This is a genomic window from Janthinobacterium sp. 61 (genome assembly GCF_002846335.1).
Lineage (GTDB): Bacteria > Pseudomonadota > Gammaproteobacteria > Burkholderiales > Burkholderiaceae_D > Janthinobacterium.
Genome location: NZ_PJMQ01000001.1, coordinates 1,537,384 through 1,555,478, shown reverse-complemented (window position 1 = coordinate 1,555,478; position 18,095 = coordinate 1,537,384). Strand labels below are relative to the sequence as shown.

Annotated in this window: 17 protein-coding genes; 5 read left to right on the top strand and 12 right to left on the bottom strand. The window is 61.6% G+C overall.

Annotated elements, in window-relative coordinates; all coding sequences use genetic code 11:
• Positions 1-66: 66 nt before the first annotated feature.
• From CLU92_RS07170 to CLU92_RS07155, 4 genes are all read right to left on the bottom strand, one after another.
• The gene (locus tag CLU92_RS07170) at positions 67-1,503 is read right to left on the bottom strand and encodes a catalase (RefSeq protein WP_101481299.1); all 1,437 of its coding nucleotides are present in this window, start codon (positions 1,501-1,503) and stop codon (positions 67-69) included.
• Between the two features lie 299 nt (positions 1,504-1,802).
• Positions 1,803-2,495, bottom strand: coding sequence for a tetratricopeptide repeat protein (locus CLU92_RS07165; protein ID WP_101481298.1), 693 nt, complete (start codon positions 2,493-2,495; stop codon positions 1,803-1,805).
• Positions 2,496-2,551: 56 nt separating this feature from the next.
• Positions 2,552-4,648, bottom strand: coding sequence for a bifunctional 2',3'-cyclic-nucleotide 2'-phosphodiesterase/3'-nucleotidase (locus CLU92_RS07160; protein WP_101481297.1), 2,097 nt, complete (start codon positions 4,646-4,648; stop codon positions 2,552-2,554).
• A 114-nt stretch (positions 4,649-4,762) separates the two neighbouring features.
• A complete protein-coding gene (locus CLU92_RS07155; RefSeq protein ID WP_218973450.1) occupies positions 4,763-5,809 on the bottom strand; it encodes a hypothetical protein in 1,047 nt (348 codons plus the stop codon).
• 270 nt (positions 5,810-6,079) lie between these two features.
• On the opposite strand from CLU92_RS07155, the gene CLU92_RS07150 reads away from it, so the two are divergent.
• The 5 genes from CLU92_RS07150 to CLU92_RS28170 all read left to right on the top strand — a co-directional run bounded on the left by CLU92_RS07150 (position 6,080) and on the right by CLU92_RS28170 (position 9,663).
• On the top strand, positions 6,080-7,306 hold the full coding sequence (locus tag CLU92_RS07150; protein WP_101481296.1) for a GTP-binding protein: 1,227 nt from the start codon (positions 6,080-6,082) through the stop codon (positions 7,304-7,306).
• 19 nt (positions 7,307-7,325) lie between these two features.
• Complete coding sequence (locus CLU92_RS07145) at positions 7,326-8,333, top strand: GTP-binding protein (RefSeq protein WP_101481295.1); 1,008 nt, start codon at positions 7,326-7,328, stop codon at positions 8,331-8,333.
• A complete protein-coding gene (locus CLU92_RS07140; protein ID WP_101481294.1) occupies positions 8,330-9,118 on the top strand; it encodes a nickel permease in 789 nt (262 codons plus the stop codon). Before CLU92_RS07145 ends, CLU92_RS07140 begins: the two co-directional genes overlap by 4 nt.
• A 103-nt stretch (positions 9,119-9,221) precedes the next feature.
• A complete protein-coding gene (locus CLU92_RS28175) occupies positions 9,222-9,566 on the top strand; it encodes a GNAT family N-acetyltransferase (protein WP_306821379.1) in 345 nt (114 codons plus the stop codon).
• On the top strand, positions 9,523-9,663 hold the full coding sequence (locus CLU92_RS28170) for a hypothetical protein (protein WP_257561008.1): 141 nt from the start codon (positions 9,523-9,525) through the stop codon (positions 9,661-9,663). Before CLU92_RS28175 ends, CLU92_RS28170 begins: the two co-directional genes overlap by 44 nt.
• Positions 9,664-9,676: 13 nt before the next feature.
• Here the strand turns inward: CLU92_RS28170 and CLU92_RS07130 are convergent, their stop codons facing one another.
• The 8 genes from CLU92_RS07130 to CLU92_RS07095 all read right to left on the bottom strand — a co-directional run bounded on the left by CLU92_RS07130 (position 9,677) and on the right by CLU92_RS07095 (position 18,074).
• Entirely contained in the window at positions 9,677-10,102 is a 426-nt protein-coding gene (locus CLU92_RS07130) for a Fur family transcriptional regulator (RefSeq protein ID WP_034787417.1), read from the bottom strand.
• A gap of 104 nt (positions 10,103-10,206) precedes the next feature.
• Positions 10,207-11,565 carry an alpha/beta hydrolase gene (locus CLU92_RS07125; protein WP_101481292.1) on the bottom strand — a complete coding sequence of 453 codons (1,359 nt, stop codon included), beginning with the start codon at positions 11,563-11,565 and terminating at the stop codon, positions 10,207-10,209.
• 108 nt (positions 11,566-11,673) lie between these two features.
• Entirely contained in the window at positions 11,674-12,552 is an 879-nt protein-coding gene (locus CLU92_RS07120) for a peptidase (protein WP_101481291.1), read from the bottom strand.
• A 90-nt stretch (positions 12,553-12,642) separates the two neighbouring features.
• A complete protein-coding gene (locus CLU92_RS07115; protein WP_101481290.1) occupies positions 12,643-13,452 on the bottom strand; it encodes a transglutaminase family protein in 810 nt (269 codons plus the stop codon).
• Entirely contained in the window at positions 13,452-14,396 is a 945-nt protein-coding gene (locus CLU92_RS07110; protein ID WP_101481289.1) for an alpha-E domain-containing protein, read from the bottom strand. Before CLU92_RS07110 ends, CLU92_RS07115 begins: the two co-directional genes overlap by 1 nt.
• Positions 14,390-15,844, bottom strand: coding sequence for a circularly permuted type 2 ATP-grasp protein (locus tag CLU92_RS07105; protein WP_101481288.1), 1,455 nt, complete (start codon positions 15,842-15,844; stop codon positions 14,390-14,392). The genes CLU92_RS07110 and CLU92_RS07105 overlap by 7 nt, the downstream gene beginning before the upstream one ends.
• Before the next feature lie 128 nt (positions 15,845-15,972).
• Complete coding sequence (locus CLU92_RS07100) at positions 15,973-17,130, bottom strand: sensor histidine kinase KdpD (protein WP_101481287.1); 1,158 nt, start codon at positions 17,128-17,130, stop codon at positions 15,973-15,975.
• A 68-nt stretch (positions 17,131-17,198) separates the two neighbouring features.
• A complete protein-coding gene (locus CLU92_RS07095; protein WP_143452556.1) occupies positions 17,199-18,074 on the bottom strand; it encodes a hypothetical protein in 876 nt (291 codons plus the stop codon).
• Positions 18,075-18,095: the final 21 nt, after the last annotated feature.

Below are 18,095 nucleotides of genomic sequence, written 5' to 3'. Positions count from 1 at the left end.
TGTTGCGGGCCAGGCCTGTTGCCAGGCCTGGCGCCGCCGTCTTTCCTGCCTGCTTTCAGTCTGCCCTTATTTGCTCAGGCGGCCGATCGCTTCGGCCACGCCCGCCCCATAAGCGGGGTCGCACAGGGTACAGTTGCCGATGTGGCGTTGCTTGACTTGCTCCGAGGCGCCCGAGATGGCGCGCGCCGTGTTGTCGAACAACACTTGCTGCTGTGCCGGGGTCATCAGGCGGAACAGGGCCCGCGGTTGCGAATAGTAATCTTCGTCGACGCGGTGGTTCCAGTGGTCGGCCGCGCCTTCGATACTCAGCGGAGGTTCGCGGAAATCCGGCTGCTCGGCCCATTCCTGTTCGCTGTTCGGCTCATAGGCCAGGGTTCCGCCCTGGTTGCCGTCGACGCGCATCTGGCCGTCGCGGTGGTAGCTGTGGAACGGGCACTTTGGCGCGTTGACGGGGATAAGGCTGTGGTTGACGCCGAGGCGGTAGCGCTGCGCGTCGCCATACGAAAACAAGCGGCCTTGCAGCATCTTGTCTGGCGAAAAACTGATGCCGGGCACCACGTTGGCCGGGTTGAAGGCAGCTTGTTCCACTTCCGCGAAATGGTTGTCGGCATTGCGGTTCAGTTCCAGCACGCCCACCTCGATCAGCGGATAGTCGCCGTGCGGCCACACCTTCGACAGGTCGAAGGGGTTGATGTGATACGTGCCTGCCTCTTTTTCCGGCATGATCTGCACGTACAGGGTCCAGCGGGGAAAATCCTTGTTCTCGATGCTTTCGTACAGGTCGCGGTGCGAGCTTTCGCGGTCCTTGCCCACCAGCGCCTCTGCTTCGGCGTCCGTCAGGTTTTGTATCCCTTGCTGGGTTTTAAACGTGAACTTGACCCAGAAACGCTCGTTTTGCGCATTCAGGAAGCTGAAGGTATGACTGCCGAAGCCATGCATGTGGCGGAAGCTGCGCGGCAAGCCCCGGTCGCTCATCACCACCGTCACCTGGTGCAGCGCTTCGGGCAGCGAGGTCCAGAAATCCCAGTTGCTGTTGGCGCTGCGCAAGCCCGTGCGCGGGTCGCGCTTGATGGCGTGATTTAAATCCGGGAATTTCAGCGGGTCGCGCATGAAAAACACGGGGGTGTTGTTGCCGACCAAATCCCAGTTGCCTTCTTCCGTATAGAACTTCAGGGCAAAGCCGCGGATGTCGCGTTCCGCGTCCGCCGCACCCCGCTCGCCAGCCACCGTGGAAAAGCGTGCGAACATGGGCGTTTGCTTGCCCACGGCGCCAAAAATCTTCGCCCGGGTGTAGCGCGTGATGTCGTGCGTGACGGTAAACGTGCCGTGCGCGCCGGAACCCTTTGCATGCATGCGGCGCTCGGGGATGACTTCGCGGTCGAAGTGGGCCAGCTTTTCCAAAAACCACACATCTTGCAAGAGGGCAGGGCCACGCGGGCCGGCCGTCTGGATGTTCTGGTTGTCGACTACAGGCGCGCCAAAGGCGGTGGTCAGCTTTTTCATTGGACTCTTTCTTATAGGGAGGTCAACGGACGAGCCAGGGCCTACCCAAACACTGGCTGGGCTGAGCGTATGCGACATGCTCACCGAGGCTGGTCCAGAGTAACAAATTTCTAAAAAGCAAATACAGTGTGCTATTTCGGGGCCGGCAACAGCCCCGCCGCCTCCACGGAAGCAGCTTGTTCATCATAGCCCCTCGGCAATGTCCAGTCCAACACGATTGACCTGGCCCAAAGCGCAGCGTGATTTTCTGGCGCTAGCGATATGTGGCATCCAGCAATACGGCTTGACCTTGACCTGGCTTAAAACTTGTTCCAGTTATTGTGCCGGTGTTCCGTCGCTTCCTTCATCAGATGCCCCGCGCGCAGAGCGTCGTCCGCCTGCACCGTCATGGCCAGTTCCTGGATGGCGGGCGGATATTCGTGGTGGGCCGCTTCTTCCAGCAGGGCATGGCCTTTGACCAGGTCGCGCTGCACGCCGCGGCCTTCGCGGTAGGCGTTGTACAGCAGGAACATGGCGTGCGGGTTGCCCAGCTCACTCGATTTTTCCAGCCAGCGCGCCGCTTCGCTTTGATCTTTTGGCACGCCTTCGCCGTTCGCTGCCAGCAAGCCCAGCATCAATGCCGCCTTCGCATGGCCTTGCTTGGCCGCTTGCCGGTACCACAACCAGGCCTGGCCGGGCGCTGCCGCGCGCAGCATTTGCCCCAGTTCGAATGCCGCTTCCGTATCGCCGGCGCGGGCCGCCTGTTCGAACAGACTCAGCGCCTCGGCGCGGCGTTCCGGACGGGGCTGGTAAATCAGCGCCAGTTCGCGCTCGGCGACGGGGATGTCCTTGCTGGCCCAGCTGCGCACACGGCGCTCGGCCTGGTGGTCGCCCGCCTGGCGCGCATGCATGGCCACGGCTTCGATTTCAGCCGGCGTGGGCGGCGGCGATGCCTGGCAGGCGGCCAGGACGGCAGCCAGCACGACGGCGGGGAGGGAGAGTGCATGTTTCATCTGGATCACCTTTCATCAAAACAGGCCGGAACCACCGCAGTCCCGGCCCATGGACCTTATTTGCTCAGGTCGATGCGGTACTTGGCGAAACCGCTGGCGTCGAGTCCGCCTTCAGCCGCCACGTTGGCGATGCCGTTGCCTTGCGCCAAGGCCAGATGGCCCGGTGCCGAACGCAGGATCACGGGGCCGGCCGTGGCTGTCTTGACGAAGCTCCAGCTGCGTGCGCTGCCATTGGCCGCCAGGGTCACCTTGCCGCCCTTGGTGCTGAGCGACGCCAGGTAGTTGCTGACCACGGCCTGGTTCGCATCAGGCGACTTGATGATGGTCTTGCTGCCATCGATGCCCGGCACGGCGCCGCCGCCACCGGCGCGGTAGTCGTTGGTGGCGACGATGAAGTCATCGCCATCGGCCACGGGTGCGCCCTTGTACGTGAGATTGACGATGCGGCTACCGACCTTTTTCGTCACGTCGATCTGGTATGTGAGAGCATTGTTTTCCGCGTAGAACACGTCATAGTTGTAAATCGTGCCATACGACGGCACCAGGTCCTGCTCGGCCGTGGCGCTCGGGTCGATCTGGTTGAATTGCTTGGCCGACGTTTCCAGCCACGCCTTCAAGTCCGAACCCTTGATTTTGACGGCTTGCAGGTTGTTGTTGCTATATAAATACAAGTCGCCCGGATTGCGCACCTGCAAGCCGATTGGTGCGGCTGGCGTCGCGCCTGCAGCCACGTCCGTGAAGTCCGATGGCCCGTTGCGGCCCGCCTTGAAAGGCGCGCTGCACGAGATGACGGGGATGTTCTTGTAGCTGGCCAAGGTGGCATCCGTGCTGGTGGCGATGAAGTTCTTCACGTAATCGAGCTGTGCCTGGTTCACCAGCTGGATGGCGCTGACGTCGCCCACCAGCGCAAAATAGGCGGACATTTCGAAATCCGTGCTGATGCCCAGCGGCTGCTTGGCATAGGCGATGGTGGCTGCGTGCTCGGTGGCGACCAGGGGCGCGATGGCCGGGTCGGCTTTCACGAGGGTCGTGCCATCCGTGTACTTGAAGCCGCGCGATTCCACCGTCGTCTTGGCCGGCTGTACTACCCATCGCCCGCCCTGATACACCATGGTCAGCTTGATGATACCCAGGCGGCGGCCCCAGCTTTGTGCCATGACGGTGGGCACGCCATTGACGAAACCGTTGACGGCGTCGATCTTGGCGCTGGCGGGGAAGGCGGCAAACGACGCGTCCAGCGCGGCCGCGCCCGTCTCTTTACCCTTCGGGAAGATCAGGTGCGAATGGCCGATCATCAGTGCGTCGATGCCCGTGCTGGTCAGGTGATAGCTGCCGTTTTCCATCTTCGGGCTGTAGGCGCTGGTGTCCAGGCCGCCATGCGACAGGGCCACGACGAGGTCGGCGCCCTTGCTGCGCAGTTCCGGCACGTATTGCTTGGCCGCTTCCTGCACGCCCGTCACGCTGACCTTGCCAGCGAGTACTTTTTGATCCCATTCGAGGATTTGCGGCGGCACAAAGCTCAGCACGCCCACATTGATCTTCACGGTCAGCTTGCTGCCATCGGGCGCCGTGGCGGTGAAATCGCGGGGCAGCAGGGTGTAGGGCTGGAAGATGGGCTTGCCGCTGGCTACGCCGACGACATTGCTCAGCACGGAAGGGAAGGCGGGCGCGCCGCAGGTGCCCGTCGGCCTGGCCACGCCGGGAATGCCGAAATCCGTGTTGGTGATCTGGCTCAGGTAGGGCAAGCCATAATTGAATTCATGGTTGCCCATGCCGCCCGCATCGTATTTCAGCGCGTTCATGGCCTTGTGTACGGCCAGAGTGCCGGAGCAGGGCACGGGCGCGGCCACGGCTTGCAGGTCGGCCAGCAGGGTGCCCTGGATGACGTCGCCATCGTCAAGCAGCACATTGTTCGGGTTTTCCGCACGCGCCGCCTGGATCAGAGTCGACGTGCGCTCCAGGCCCAGGCTGGTGTCTTCGGCCAGCGCGTAATAGTTGTAGCTCAGGACGTTCGAGTGGATATCCGTGGTTTCCAGCAATGCCACGGTGACCGTCGTCCCTTCTTGAATGACCTGCGCCGTCGTCGAGCTGCCGTTGCAGCCAGTTAAACCTGCACTTGTCAGCGCCGCCAGCATGACCCAATTTGTTTTCATTACCGCCCTCGGAAAGATTCAAAGGACGCGACTGTAGCGCCGCCATATGACGCGCCGATGACAGCCGTGCAAGGCGCATGGATACACGCTGCCGCGCGATGGCGCGATTGCGTATCAATGCGCCGGCAGTTTTTTCAGCACTTCATTGCTAAAGTAAGGCTCGTCTTCTACCCAGAAAATATAGTTCAGACCCAGGTAATTGCGGGCAAAATCGAGCAAATCTTCCACGGAATTTTTTTTCCCGGTACGGGGATTGATTTGGCGCAGGTTGCCGTCCTGTACGGCCATGCCCTTGACCAGGTTCGCAGGGTAGTCCTTGATAAAGCCGTAACTCTGGCCCATATGGCTTTTTCGATACGGCATCAGGTCAGGACCGCCCACGCCCATATGCAGCGTTTGCGCTTGCGCAAACAGGCTGCGCATATAGCCCTTGTCGGTCCACGGCAGCCATTCACCCGGCAGAAAGTTTAAGTACACCATGGTGGTGGTGTGGGGAAAAGCAGTGGCCAGTACCTGCATGTTTTCCTTGATGGCATCCACATATTCTTGCGGCTTGAAATCATCGGGGAAAGTAGTATTTCCCTTGCTGTCCTCAACGCCAATGTCGATCGAGCTTTCGCTGAAATTAATGCCCTCGATTTTCCCGTCGAATTCCTTGCCCAGCGCCCGTATCAAGCGTTGATAGCTCTCGCGTACCGGTGCTTCCCACATTTTTGGCGACCAGCCGTACTCATCATCCGTCACCGGCTTGCGCGGGTCGCGTTCCGGCGCCGAAAGCATGCTTTGCTTGATGATGCCGCCATGGTAGCGAGGATCACTGAGCAAATAGGCCGGCACGTTATAGCGTGGCGTGAATGATTTTTCCTGCAGTTGTATCCACAGTTTTTTCCCGATTGAATCGAGATAGGCGATGTCGTGGCGGATCGCCGCAAAATCATAACGGTCCTGTTCGGGCTCCAGGCTGCGCCACGTGTACACGATTTGCGCGCCGCTGAAACGGGGATCGTTTAGTGCTTTATCCGAGGTGATGTTTTCCCCGTTCAGTTCGCGGTGATTAAAGTAAATATAGTGTTTGATCGGGTGTTTTATTTCTGCGGCAATCGCACTGCCCATCATCAAAATAACTAATGCAAGAAACATTGTATAGCTGCGCAAGATCATCGATTCCTTGGAAACTGTGAGAATTTGACTGTTCAGTCGCCATGCGCTTGCTTCGATAGCATGGCCGACACAATTTCACTATAGCAGCTTGAGGAGCGTGGTCCTTGACTGCACGACATGTCGTGAAATGCGAGTGTGTAGCAAGGTTTCTTTCGTCATGGTGGGTAACGATTGCCATGCAAATGCAAGTAAGTTGCATTATAATTTAAAAATGCAACTAAGCTGCATTTACGTCCGCCATCACGAACTCACCAATCCGAAGGATTACCCATGACCCAGCGCAAACTCCCCGTCACCGTCCTGTCCGGCTTTCTCGGCGCCGGCAAGACCACCTTGCTCAACCACATACTGCGCAACCGCGAAGGCAAGCGCGTGGCCGTCATCGTCAACGACATGAGCGAAGTCAATATCGATGCCTCGCTGGTCAAGGACAGTGCCGAGGCGGCCGGCGCGGCCCTGTCGCGCACGGAAGAAAAACTGGTGGAAATGTCCAATGGCTGCATCTGCTGCACCTTGCGCGACGATTTGTTGCTGGAAGTGCGGCGCCTGGCTGCCGAAGACCGTTTCGATTACCTGCTGATCGAATCGACGGGCGTAGGGGAGCCCATGCCCGTGGCCGCCACCTTCGACTTCGAGAATGAGCACGGCGACAGCCTGAACGACGTGGCGCGCATCGACTGCATGGTCACCGTGGTCGACTGCGCCAACCTGCTGACGGATTTTCACAGCGAAGACAGCCTGGAGCAGCGCGGCGAGATCGCGGGCGAGGGCGACGACCGCCAATTGGCCAATTTGCTGACGGAACAGATCGAGTTTGCCAATGTCATCGTCCTCAACAAGGTTGACATGGTAGATGTGGATGCGCGCCTGCGCGTGCTGGCCATCCTCAAGGCCTTGAATCCGGCAGCGCGCATCATTGAAACCAACCAGTCCGTCGTGCCGCTGGACGCCATTTTGGGCACAAACCTGTTCGACCTGGAGCAGGCGGCCGCCATGCCGGGCTGGGCGCAAGAGCTGGCCGGCATCCATACGCCGGAAACGGACACGTATGGCATTCACAGCTTCGTCTACCGGGCGAAAGAGCCCTTCCACGCGCAGCGCCTGCATGACTATATTTCCCGGCCGATACCGGGCGTGGTACGCAGCAAGGGCTATTTCTGGCTGGCCAGCCGGCCCGAATGGGTGGCCAGCCTGTCCGGCGCAGGCAAGCTGATGAATATCGAACCCGTGGGCCTGTGGTGGGCCTCCGTGCCAAAAGATCGCTGGCCCACGGATGCGGCCTCGCTGGCGGAAGTCAAAGCGGGCTGGAGCGAAACGTATGGCGACCGCTACCAGGAACTCGTCTTCATCGGCCAGGACATGGACCAGGCCGCCATCGAGGCGGACTTAAAGAAATGTCAACTCAACTACACGGAAACGCGCCAGGGCATGGCCGCCTGGCGCAAGTTGCCCGACCCGTTTCCCCAATGGCAACGCATGGAAGAACTGGAAGATTAACCATCGATAGGAACGCACCATGAGAGAACTGATCCCCGTCACCATCATCACGGGTTTTCTCGGCAGCGGGAAAACCACCTTGCTCAAGCGCATATTGCAGGGCGATCACGGCGTGCGCATCGCCGTGATCGAAAATGAATTTTCCGCCGAAAGCGTCGACCATGGCTTGCTGGTGCAAGATAGCGACGAGCAGATCGTGGAAATGAACAATGGCTGCATCTGCTGCAGCGTACGTGGCGACCTGATCCGCATCCTGGGCGAATTGCAGGCCAAACGGGCCGCCGCGATGATCGCCTTTGACCACGTGATCATCGAAACGACGGGCTTGGCGGCGCCCGGCCCCGTGGCGCAAACATTCTTTGCCGAGCCGTCCGTCAGCGAGTTTTTCATGCTCGACGCCATCCTGACGGTGGTCGATGCGCGCCATGCGCAACAGCAATTGACGGCGCACAAGGAAGCGCAGGAGCAGGTGGGCTTTGCCGACCGCATCCTGCTGTCGAAGACGGACCTGGTCAGCAAAAACGAGCTGGCCGCGCTGCGCCAGCGCCTGGTCGCCATCAATGGCCGCGCCAGCATACAGAAAGTGCGCTTTGGCAATGTGCCGCTGCGCGACATCCTGAACATTCGCGGTTTCAATTTGAACGCCATCGTCGAACTGGAGCCGGATTTCCTGGGGGAACTGGGCCACCGCCACGGCGACGGCGTGCAATCGTTCGTGTACCACCAGTCCCAGCCCCTCGATTTGCTGCAGGTGGAAAACTTCCTTGACGCCGTGGTGCAGCTGTTCGGCACCCAGTTGATGCGTTACAAAGGCATTTTGTATGTTGCCGACTTGCCATGCCGCGCCGTCTTCCAGGGTGTGCACATGCTGATGGGCTCGGAACTGGGTGCGCCATGGCGCGACGATGAGACGCGCGCCAGCAAGATGATTTTCATCGGTCGCGACCTGCCGCAGGAGATGCTGACGCGGGGCCTGGACCGCTGCGTGGCAGGTGCGGCCAGCGCCCCCAGCCTGGCGGCCGCATGAGCGTGGACGCGGGCTTGCCCGCCCTGGCGCTGATTTTCCTGCTCGGCATGCGGCATGGTTTGGAGCCGGACCATCTGGCCGCCGTCGATGGCCTGACCCTGCGCAGCCAGTCCGCCCATCCGCGCTGGGCGCCGTGGATGGGCGCGCTGTTTGCGCTGGGGCATGGCGTCAGCGTACTGGCCATCGTGGCTGTCGCCGCGCTGGCCTCAAGTCATTTCTCACCATCGGAAGCCGTGTTCGGCTGGCTGGAGTGGCTGCCCATCGCCTTGCTGCTGCTCATCGCAGCCCTGAACGCGCGCAGCTTGCTGGCGGGCGCGCAACTGGCCGAGGTGCGCGCCCGGCTGCTACCCCGCTGGGTGCGGGACACGTCCGGGCCGCTTGCCGCCATCCTCGTCGGCATGCTGTTCGCGCTGGTGTTCGACACGGCCGTGCAGGCGGCCGCATGGGGCTATGCGGCCGTGGCGCTGGGCGGCATGGGGCCGGCCTTGCTCACTGGTACGGTGTTTGCCGTGGGCATGGGCGTGACGGATACCTTCGATGGCTGGGTCACGGCGAAAGTCATGCGCACCGGCAAGATTGATATCGTGCGGGCCTTCCGGCGCCGCCTGGGCTGGCCCATCGTCGCCATCTGTGTGGCCATGGCCGCCTGCATGGCGGCCGGCAAGCTGGACGCCGCCTGGTCGCTGCCGGAAAGCTGGATGGCGTCACTGGGCGGGGCCATGGTATGGCTGATGGCGGCCCTGTACGGCTGGACCTTGCTAGTCTTGCGCCGCGTGCCAGCGTAAGGGCAGGGCGTGGGCAGGATGGAAAAGAGCCGAATTCCACCAGGCACGCACCCGCTATCGTCATTCGCCTGCTGACGCCAGCAGACCCCGCCGCCTCTGCGTACTGCACCTGCGCGCCATCCTTGATTCGCCCAGCGCGTTTTCATCGTCGCGCGAGGACAAACGCACACAAGAAGAACACGCGCAGCGCATCGCCGACGGCGCGCAGCAAAGCGGCTTTGGCGCCTTCGATGGCGAACGCCTCGTGGGCTTTGCCGGTTTGCGGCGCGCACCGCTGCGTCAGCTGTGGCACAAGGCCTTGCTATGGGGCGTCTGCGTCGATGTGGCGCAGCGGGGTAAGGGGGGGGCGTCGCGTCTCGTCAACGCCTGCATGGAACAGGCCGGGACGGACCCTGCAGTCATGCATGAGCGTGAATGCGGAAAACAATGCCGCATGGCAACTATATGAATCGCTGGGATTTAGCGCGTATGGCACGGAGCCGCGCTCTATGCGCGTGGGCAACTTGCTGTACGACGAGCATCACCTGGCCTGCCTGCTCAAGTGATGTCAGAAGGGCCTTACTTGCAGCGGGGGCACAGGCCCTTGATCAAATAATCGACTTCGCCGCCGCTGAAACCTTCCGGCAACAGCACGGGCGGTGGCAGCTTGACTTCATTGAAGCAGGTGACGTTGGCGCATTTGGTGCACTGGAAGTGCGCGTGTTCGTGCGCCTGGTGGCCAGCGCCCGCGCTGAAGCGCCACACTTGGTCGGCACCCGCGATGCGGTGCACCAGTTCATTTTCCGTCAACCATTCCAATACCCGGTACAGGGTGACGGAATCGATATCGCTGTCCTGCGACAGTGCCTGCTGGATTTCATGGTGGGTCAGCGAACGGCTTTGCGCCATTAAAAAGTCGAGCACCTTTACGCGCGTCTTGGTGACGCGGGCGTTGGTGTTGCGGATCAGTGATTCGGCTTGCGGTGTAGAAGATGATGTCAACATGATATGGCCTGCTTGCGGGGGATCGGCTGACGGCGTCATCGCCGTGCCCGTTGCCACCCTCTTGGCCGTATCTTAGCATGCGTGCCCACTAGCATGAAGCCGCGTCATGGTTTGAACGTCCAGTAGCGGCCGGCTACTGTATCGACGGGGTCGAGAAAGCGCTGCTCGGCACGCGCGTGGTTGCGTATCAAATAGAATATGTCGGACAGGGCAGAGCGCTTTTCCGCAAAGTAGGCGTGCTTCATGAAGCTCGTGTCGACTCCCGTGGCGTCGATGGTTTCCACGCCCGCCACGATCAGCATGGCGGCGCCGCTGTCGCCCGCGCGCGGGTAGCCGTGCACGGCTTGTGAGGCGGCCAGGGCCAGGTCTTGCGACGAGGCATATAAAGTGACGGGGTTGCGCGCGCCGGCCAGTTTCGGCGCGATATCATGCTTGAAGATGGCGGCGTCGATGTCGGGCGCGGACAGGATGATTTCCGTGATCTTTTGCGCCAGCTGCGGCTGCGCGGCCAGCAAGTCGGCCACGGCGCGCGCCAGGCCCCGGCTGCCCATGCTATGTCCCACCAGATAGACTTGTGCCGCTTCCGTGCTGGCGAGAAAGTCGGCCAGGAAATTGGTGATATGGGGCGTGCTCCACTCGATATTGTTTTCGTCGATGGTGTAGCCGGCCAGGTCGCCGCGCGACGGCCAGCTGTAGAAGACGGGCGCGCCATCGAAACCCAGGTCGTAGGCCATTTGCCCAGTGCGCCGCGCCGCATCCTCGAAACTCACGTTGTAGCCGTGCACGAAGACAAAGGCGCTCTTGCCGGCCGAGGCGCGGATCTGCGTTTTCAAGGCCGCAAAGAACAGCTCGCGGTCTTGCACCACGGCGTCCAGCAGCACGACATGCTTGGCCGGGTCGTCGCGAAATTCCAGGCGCCACAACGACGGCGATTCCAGCTGCCCCATGCGGTGGTCGCGGGGGATGCTGATGTTGCAGCTGCCATAGCTGAGCAGGCCATCGCCGCCGCCGTTGCCGCTGCTCATTCCTTTACTGCGTTCGCCGCTGAAGCGCTGGGCGGGCGGCTTGCCCACGTCGCGCTGGCGGTCCGTGGCGAAGTACACTTTCATCACCGCATAATTGGACACGACGGCGCTTTTATCGGCAGGCGCGGGCACCGCTTGCACTTCGGGTATTTGGGGGAAAGGCCGCTGCAACGCATCGAGCAAGCCTTGCGCGGCGAACAGGGCTTCCATGTCATCAGGTACTTTCGCGCGGGACAGGGCGGCCGACAGGGCCAGTTGCAGCCGGGTATGGTCCGGCGCCGCCTCCACGGCGGCGATGGCGGCCAGGATGGCGGCCGCGCTGTCGAACTTGGCGATGGCCCGCTTGAGCCTTTGAAAATGGCTGGTAACGGCTTCGGACGCGTGGTCAGGCGCGCCCTGTCCGATGGCCGCCACGACGGCGGAAGTAATCAAGTCCATGCGCCACCTGCCTTTCAGGTCAATCTGGATTGAATGTCAAGCCATCTTGCCATAAAAGCACGGTAGGGGCGATTTGTCCAGCACCGCGCGCGGGCGGTGCGCGGCAGATCAATGCTGTTTGTCGTCGCCGAACTGCTGCGCCAGCGATTGCAAGGGCGCTACCGTCAGGCCGCCGCGACTCAGGTGCTCGGGAATGGCCACGCGCACGGGCTTGCTGTGCATGTTGGCCGACGACAATACGTTCGTCGCGGTTTCCGGCGCCGCATTCCACACGGGATCGACGATGCCTTCGAAAACATGTTTCAATTGCTCTCCCCAAGTGTCGCGGATCATGCGGAAATACTGGTTCTTTTCATCGATGGTGACGAAGCGCGTGACGGCCAGGCTGCCTGTCTCGTAGACGAGCAGGTCGAGCGGCAAGCCGACGGAAATGTTCGAACGCAGGGTGGAATCCATGGAGATCAGCGCGCACTTGGCCGCTTCGTCCAGGCGCGTGGCCGGGTTGATCACCCGGTCGATAATGGGCTTGCCGTATTTCGCTTCGCCGATCTGGAAATACGTGTTTTCATCGTGCGATTCGATGAAATTGCCGGCCGAATACACCTGGAACAGCCGGCAGCGTTCGGCGCCTATCTGGCCACCGAGAATAATACTGACATTGAAATCGATGCCGCACTCGGCCAGGGCCTTCGCTTCGCGCTGGTGCACGGTGCGCACGGCTTCGCCCACGATGCGCGCCGCATCGTACATGCTGGCCACGTTCCAGATACTGCATCCATCTGCATCCACGTGTTCGGAGACGATCTGGCGAATCGCCTGCGAGATCGACAAGTTGCCGGCCGTCATCAGGACCAGCATGCGGTCGCCCGGGTTTTCGAACACGCTCATCTTGCGGAAGGTGCCCACCTGGTCCACGCCGGCGTTGGTGCGGGAGTCGGACAGGAAGACCAGGCCTTCGTTGAGGCGCATGCCTATGCAATAAGTCATCGTCGTAAATCAAGTCAAAAGGGGGGACATTCTACACCAGCCGGGCCTTGCCACCTGCTGGCAAGGCCCGGCCAGCCTCATTCCTGCCAGTTACACGGGCACGATCTGCACATCGACTCTTAACGTTTCCGTGCCGCCACCCTGGCGCACGCCGCGCACGGGCGCGGCCGAATCATAGTCGCGCCCGATGGCCAGGCGGCAATACGCGTCCGTCATCAGGCGCGCATGCGTGACGTCGATGCTGACCCAGCCTGCGAAATCCGTGTCTTCCGTCCAGGCGTCGACCCAGGCGTGACTGGCCGCATGGCCCGTCGTGCCTGGATCGATATAGCCGGACACATAGCGGGCCGGGATGCCCCAGGCGTGGCAGCAGGCCAGGAACAGATGGGCGTGGTCCTGGCACACGCCGCGTCCCAGCGCCAGGGCATCGCCAGCGGTGGTGGTGACCATGGTGGCACCGCTTTCATACGCCACCTTGCCGACGATGTGCTCGGCCAGGCGCAGCAAATGGCCCGTGCCGGCCGTCACCCGGCGGTCCGGCAGGCTGGCGGCCGCCAACTCCAGAATGGCGGGATTGGCCTGCGTCAGGGGTGTCGGCATGGTAAACAAGAGCGGCGACAAGGTGTCGATCAGGTTCAGCCGTCCCTTGTGCGGGTAGATGGTGTCCACCACGCCGTGCGCCACCAGGCTCAGGGATTGATGGCTGCCGCTGATGGTCAGCATGTGCGACAAATTGCCGTAGGCATCCGTATAAGCGTGGCACCGGCCTGGCGTGGTGATCTGCCAGGACAGGGCGCGCTGCTGCGGCTCGATACGCGGCGTCAGATGCAGCTGCTGGATGGTGTAGGCCAGCGATGCACTGTAGGCGTAATGGGTTTCGTGGCGGATGGTGAGCTGCATCAGGCCGCCAGGGGAACGAGGAAGTCGCGGCTGACCCGGTTGCCCAGCTCATAAATGTTTTCCAGAAACTCCGTCAATGTATGGTGCAAGCCAGCCTTCATGATGTCGTCGATATGGCCAAATTTTAACTCGGCATGCAGTTTGCCGGCGAACCGCTCCGTATCGGCCGACACATCGTTGCGGATATGCTTCAGATTTTCCACCACGTCATCCATGCAGGCCAGCAAGGATCTGGGCATGTCGCCGCGCAGCATCAGCAATTCCGCTACCCGCGCCGGGGTGATCACGTCGCGGTAGACCTTGCGGTAGATTTCAAAGCCGGAGACGGAGCGCAGCAGGGCCGCCCAGTAGTAAAAGTCGCGCTGGGTGATGTCTTTCGACGTGTCGCGCGCGCCGTGGAACTTCACGTCGAGGATGCGCGCCGTGTTGTCGGCGCGCTCCAGAAAGGTGCCCAGGCGGATGAAATGGATGGCTTCATCCTTGAGCATGGTGCCCAGGGTCACGCCGCGCGACAGGTGCGAGCGGTACTTGACCCATTCGAAGAACTGGCTGGGGTCCGTTTCCAGCAGATTGCTCTTCAGGCGTTTCTGCATGTCGAGCCAGGTGGCGTTCTGGATTTCCCACACTTCGGTCGTCAATGTCCCCCGCACGGCGCGGGCGTTTTCGCGCGCGCCCGTCAGGCAGGCCAGGATGGAAGACGGGTTGTTCGGGTCGCGCACCATGAAGTCGAGTACGTCGCGCGTATGGAAGCGGCCATATTTGTGGTCATACGCGCTTTGCAGTTCGGAAATACCCAGGGTGGCGCGCCAGCCCTGTTCCGCGTCCTGCTCGGACTGGGGCAGCATCGAGGTCTGCATGTTGACGTCCAGCATGCGCGCCGTGTTTTCCGCCCGTTCCGTGTAGCGGGCCATCCAGAACAAATGATCGGCAGTGCGGCTCAGCATGTTTTTTCTCCTGCAAAAGCGGATGTGGCTTCCAGTACCCAGGTATCCTTGGTGCCGCCCCCTTGCGAGGAATTGACTACCAGCGAGCCTTCGCCCAGCGCCACGCGGGTCAGGCCGCCCGGTACCATGGAAATCGTCTTGCCAGACAGCACGAACGGGCGCAAATCGATATGGCGCGGCGCAATGCCGGCGTCCACATACGTGGGGCAGGCGGACAGGGCAAGTGTAGGCTGGGCGATGTAGCCGCCCGGATTGGCCAGCAGGCGCTGGCGGAAATCCTCGATCTGCGCGGCGCTCGATGCCGGGCCCACCAGCATGCCATAGCCGCCCGCGCCATGCACTTCCTTGACCACCAGCTTGGACAAATTCGCCAGCACGTAGGACAGGTCGGCCGATTTGCGGCACTGGTAAGTGGGCACGTTGTTGAGTATCGGCTCCTGCGACAGGTAAAACTTGATCATGTCGGGCACGAAGGGGTAGATGGACTTGTCGTCGGCCACGCCCGTGCCGATGGCGTTGGCCAAGGTGACTCTTCCGGCCCGGTAGACGGACAGCAGGCCTGGCACGCCCAGCGAGGAATCGGAGCGGAAAGCCAGCGGATCGAGGAAATCGTCATCAACGCGGCGATAAATCACGTCGACGCGCTTGGGGCCGCGCGTGGTGCGCATGTACACGGAGTTGTCGTTGACAAACAAATCCTTGCCTTCGACCAGTTCCACGCCCATTTGCTGGGCTAAAAAGGCGTGTTCGAAGTAGGCGGAGTTGTACATGCCGGGTGTCATGACGACGACCGTTGGGTCATCCACGCCCATGGGCGCGACGGAGCGCAGGTTGTCGAGCAGCATGTCCGGATAATGGTCAACGGGGGCGATGCGGTTGCGGGCGAACAGTTCCGGAAACAGCCGCATCATCATCTTGCGGTCTTCCAGCATGTAGGACACGCCCGAAGGCACCCTTAAATTGTCTTCCAGTACATAAAATTCGCCCTGGCCGGCGCGCACGATATCGACACCGGCGATGTGCGCGTAGATGTCGGAGGCGACGGAAATACCCTGCATTTCCGGCCGATACTGGGCATTCTTGTAGATTTGCTCGGCAGGAATGATGCCCGCCTTGATGATGTTTTGCCCATGATAAATATCATGGATGAACATGTTCAAGGCTTGCACGCGCTGTACCAGGCCCGTCTGCATCTGCGCCCATTCGGCGGCGGGGATGATGCGGGGGATGGTGTCGAACGGTATCAGGCGCTCCGTGCCGGCATCGTCGCCATACACGGCGAAGGTGATGCCTACCCGGCGGAACGTCAGGTCGGCTTCGGCCCGCTTGCGGGCGATGGTCTCGGGGGATTGCTGCGCCAGCCAGTTGTCAAATTCACGATAGTGTTCACGTACCTTGCTGTCCGTACCCACTTCATCCGCAGTCATTTCATTGAAAAAATTTGCCATGTTGTGATTTCCCTTGAGCCGTGTCTATGTATAGCTCAGCAGGAAGCGTGCCAAGAGGGTGGCCTCGAAGATGTGCAAATATGACCACTTTTGTGGCGTTGCGGCGTTCTTCGCACCGATTTGGTGCGCTAACTGTCACTCTTGGGGAAGTCGGCGGGCTGGACGAAGGGACGGCAATCGACGGGCACGTCGAAGATGAAGCTGGTGCCCGTTTCAGGTGCGCTGTCGACGGCGATGCTGCCGCCGTGGCTTTCGGCCACGTTCTGCACGAAAGGCAGGCCGATGCCCCAGCCTGGCGCGGGGTTGTCGTTCTCGCGGCGCAGGTAGTCGAAGATGCGTTCGGCCTGCTCCGGCGCGATGGCCTGGCCGCCATTGTGGACGGTGATGATCAGGCGTTCGTGGACCGCTTCCACGTGCACGCTGATGGGCGCGTCGTCGCCGTACTTGATGGCATTGCCGAGCAGGTTTTCCAGCGCGCGTCGCAGCGAGTTCTCGCACCACCAGCCGACAACGGGTTGGCCGTTGACCTGGCATTTGTCGGGCAGCTGCAGATTGACCTGACTGGCCACGGCGTGCACCAGGGGCAGCACATCGAACTGGCTCAGGGCCAGCGGCAGCCGCTGGCCCTGGTGGTAGCTGAGGCTATCGAGCAATTCCTCGATCATGCTGTCGAGCCGTTTGCTGTGCTCGGCAATCTTGTGCGCCAGCAATACCACCCGTTCCGGGTCCACTGGCCGGAGCAGCAACTGGGCGCTGGTGCTGATAACAGCGAGGGGGTTGCGCATGTCGTGCGACAGACCGGCCGCGATGCGGCGCCGGAAAGCTTCGTGCATGCTGGTAAATTCGCGTATCGATTCGCAGATGCCCACGTCGATGGACTCGTTGATGACATGCCAATCCTTGCTGCGCAGGGTGATACCTGATTCATGCGCGACGGCGGCAAAGCAGTCGCGGAAGATCTGGTATTCCTGGATTACCTGTTCCGGCCCGTAATTCGTCATGCGCGCCCGCTCATTGCCATGCACGGCGGGCACGTTACTGTTGCTGGCGGCGTTTTCGCGCGGGTGGCCCGGGGTCAGTGCTTCGGCCAGATTATCGAAAAAAGCGGGCAGGGTGTTGGTGAGGATGGGCTTGAGCAACTGATCCGCACCGCGCACGCTGGCCCGCACGCGCTGTTCCCAGACGCCAAGGACGGCGTCGCGCATGGCAAAGATGCGCTGTGCGCGCTGCAGTGGATGGCGCGCGCCCGCCTGGCGGTCCGCCTGATGATCCGTGGCAATATTCACCTGAACTCCCTGACAGGAATGGCTATGCTCATAATAGTATGCGCCAATTCGGCGGCCAGGGAAACGCCTTATTGTCCCGTATCGGCTTGCCGCAGAGTCGCCTGCAGGCGGGAAAGCGATGCTGACCACTCGGCCAGAGAAAAGTTCTGCGGGTCGTCATGACCGTTCGCAAAACCCGTATCGAGCACGGCGTGGAAGGCGGGAATCAGCCACGTGCCCTTGCGCACGCTGGCAGCGAGGTACAGCAGGGCCAGGCGGTCGTATTGCGCTGGCGTAAAGCCCGGATCGGGGGCCAGCCCGTCGTTGCCCTTGCCGCCGCCCGGCACGGAATTGCGCGGCTGCACCAGCTCCACGTGCAGGAACAGGCCCGTCAGCGACGGCTTGTCCTTTTCCAGCTTGCTGGCGTAGCTGGGCGTGCCAAAGTCGCGCACTTGCAGCGAGGCGCCCAGACGGTTCACATACACATGGCCTTTCGGCCCGCCACCCAGCGCCGGATTGCGCAAGCTAAAATCGTTGAAGTCCCAGCTGGCATCGTTGATATGGTCGGGAATAGTTTCCAGCAAGAAATTCGGGTAGCTGGTGTCATGGATGACGAAATAGCGGGCCATAGGCGCCGCCAGCCGGCCCACGGCGCGCGACAGCGGTGCGTCGACGGCGCCGCCCACATCCGTTTCACTGATCGACTGCTGTGCCAGCCAGGCGCGCAGCCGTGCCGGAGTGATGCCCGTGCGCTGGCCGATGTGGGCGGCAAGAATGTCCGGTAGCGGCGCGCTGTCGCCCAGGCGCGCATACAACTTGACGGGACGTAATAAACACGTGGCTTGCGCCCGCGCATCACCTTTGAAGCCGCTTTTCCAGGCGGCATAGGGGCAGGCGGCTTGCTTCTGGGCAGCCGCCGGCAGGGATAGACAGAGCAAGAGCAGCAGGGCGGGGAGTCGTTTCATGCGGGCATTGTCGCCGAATCG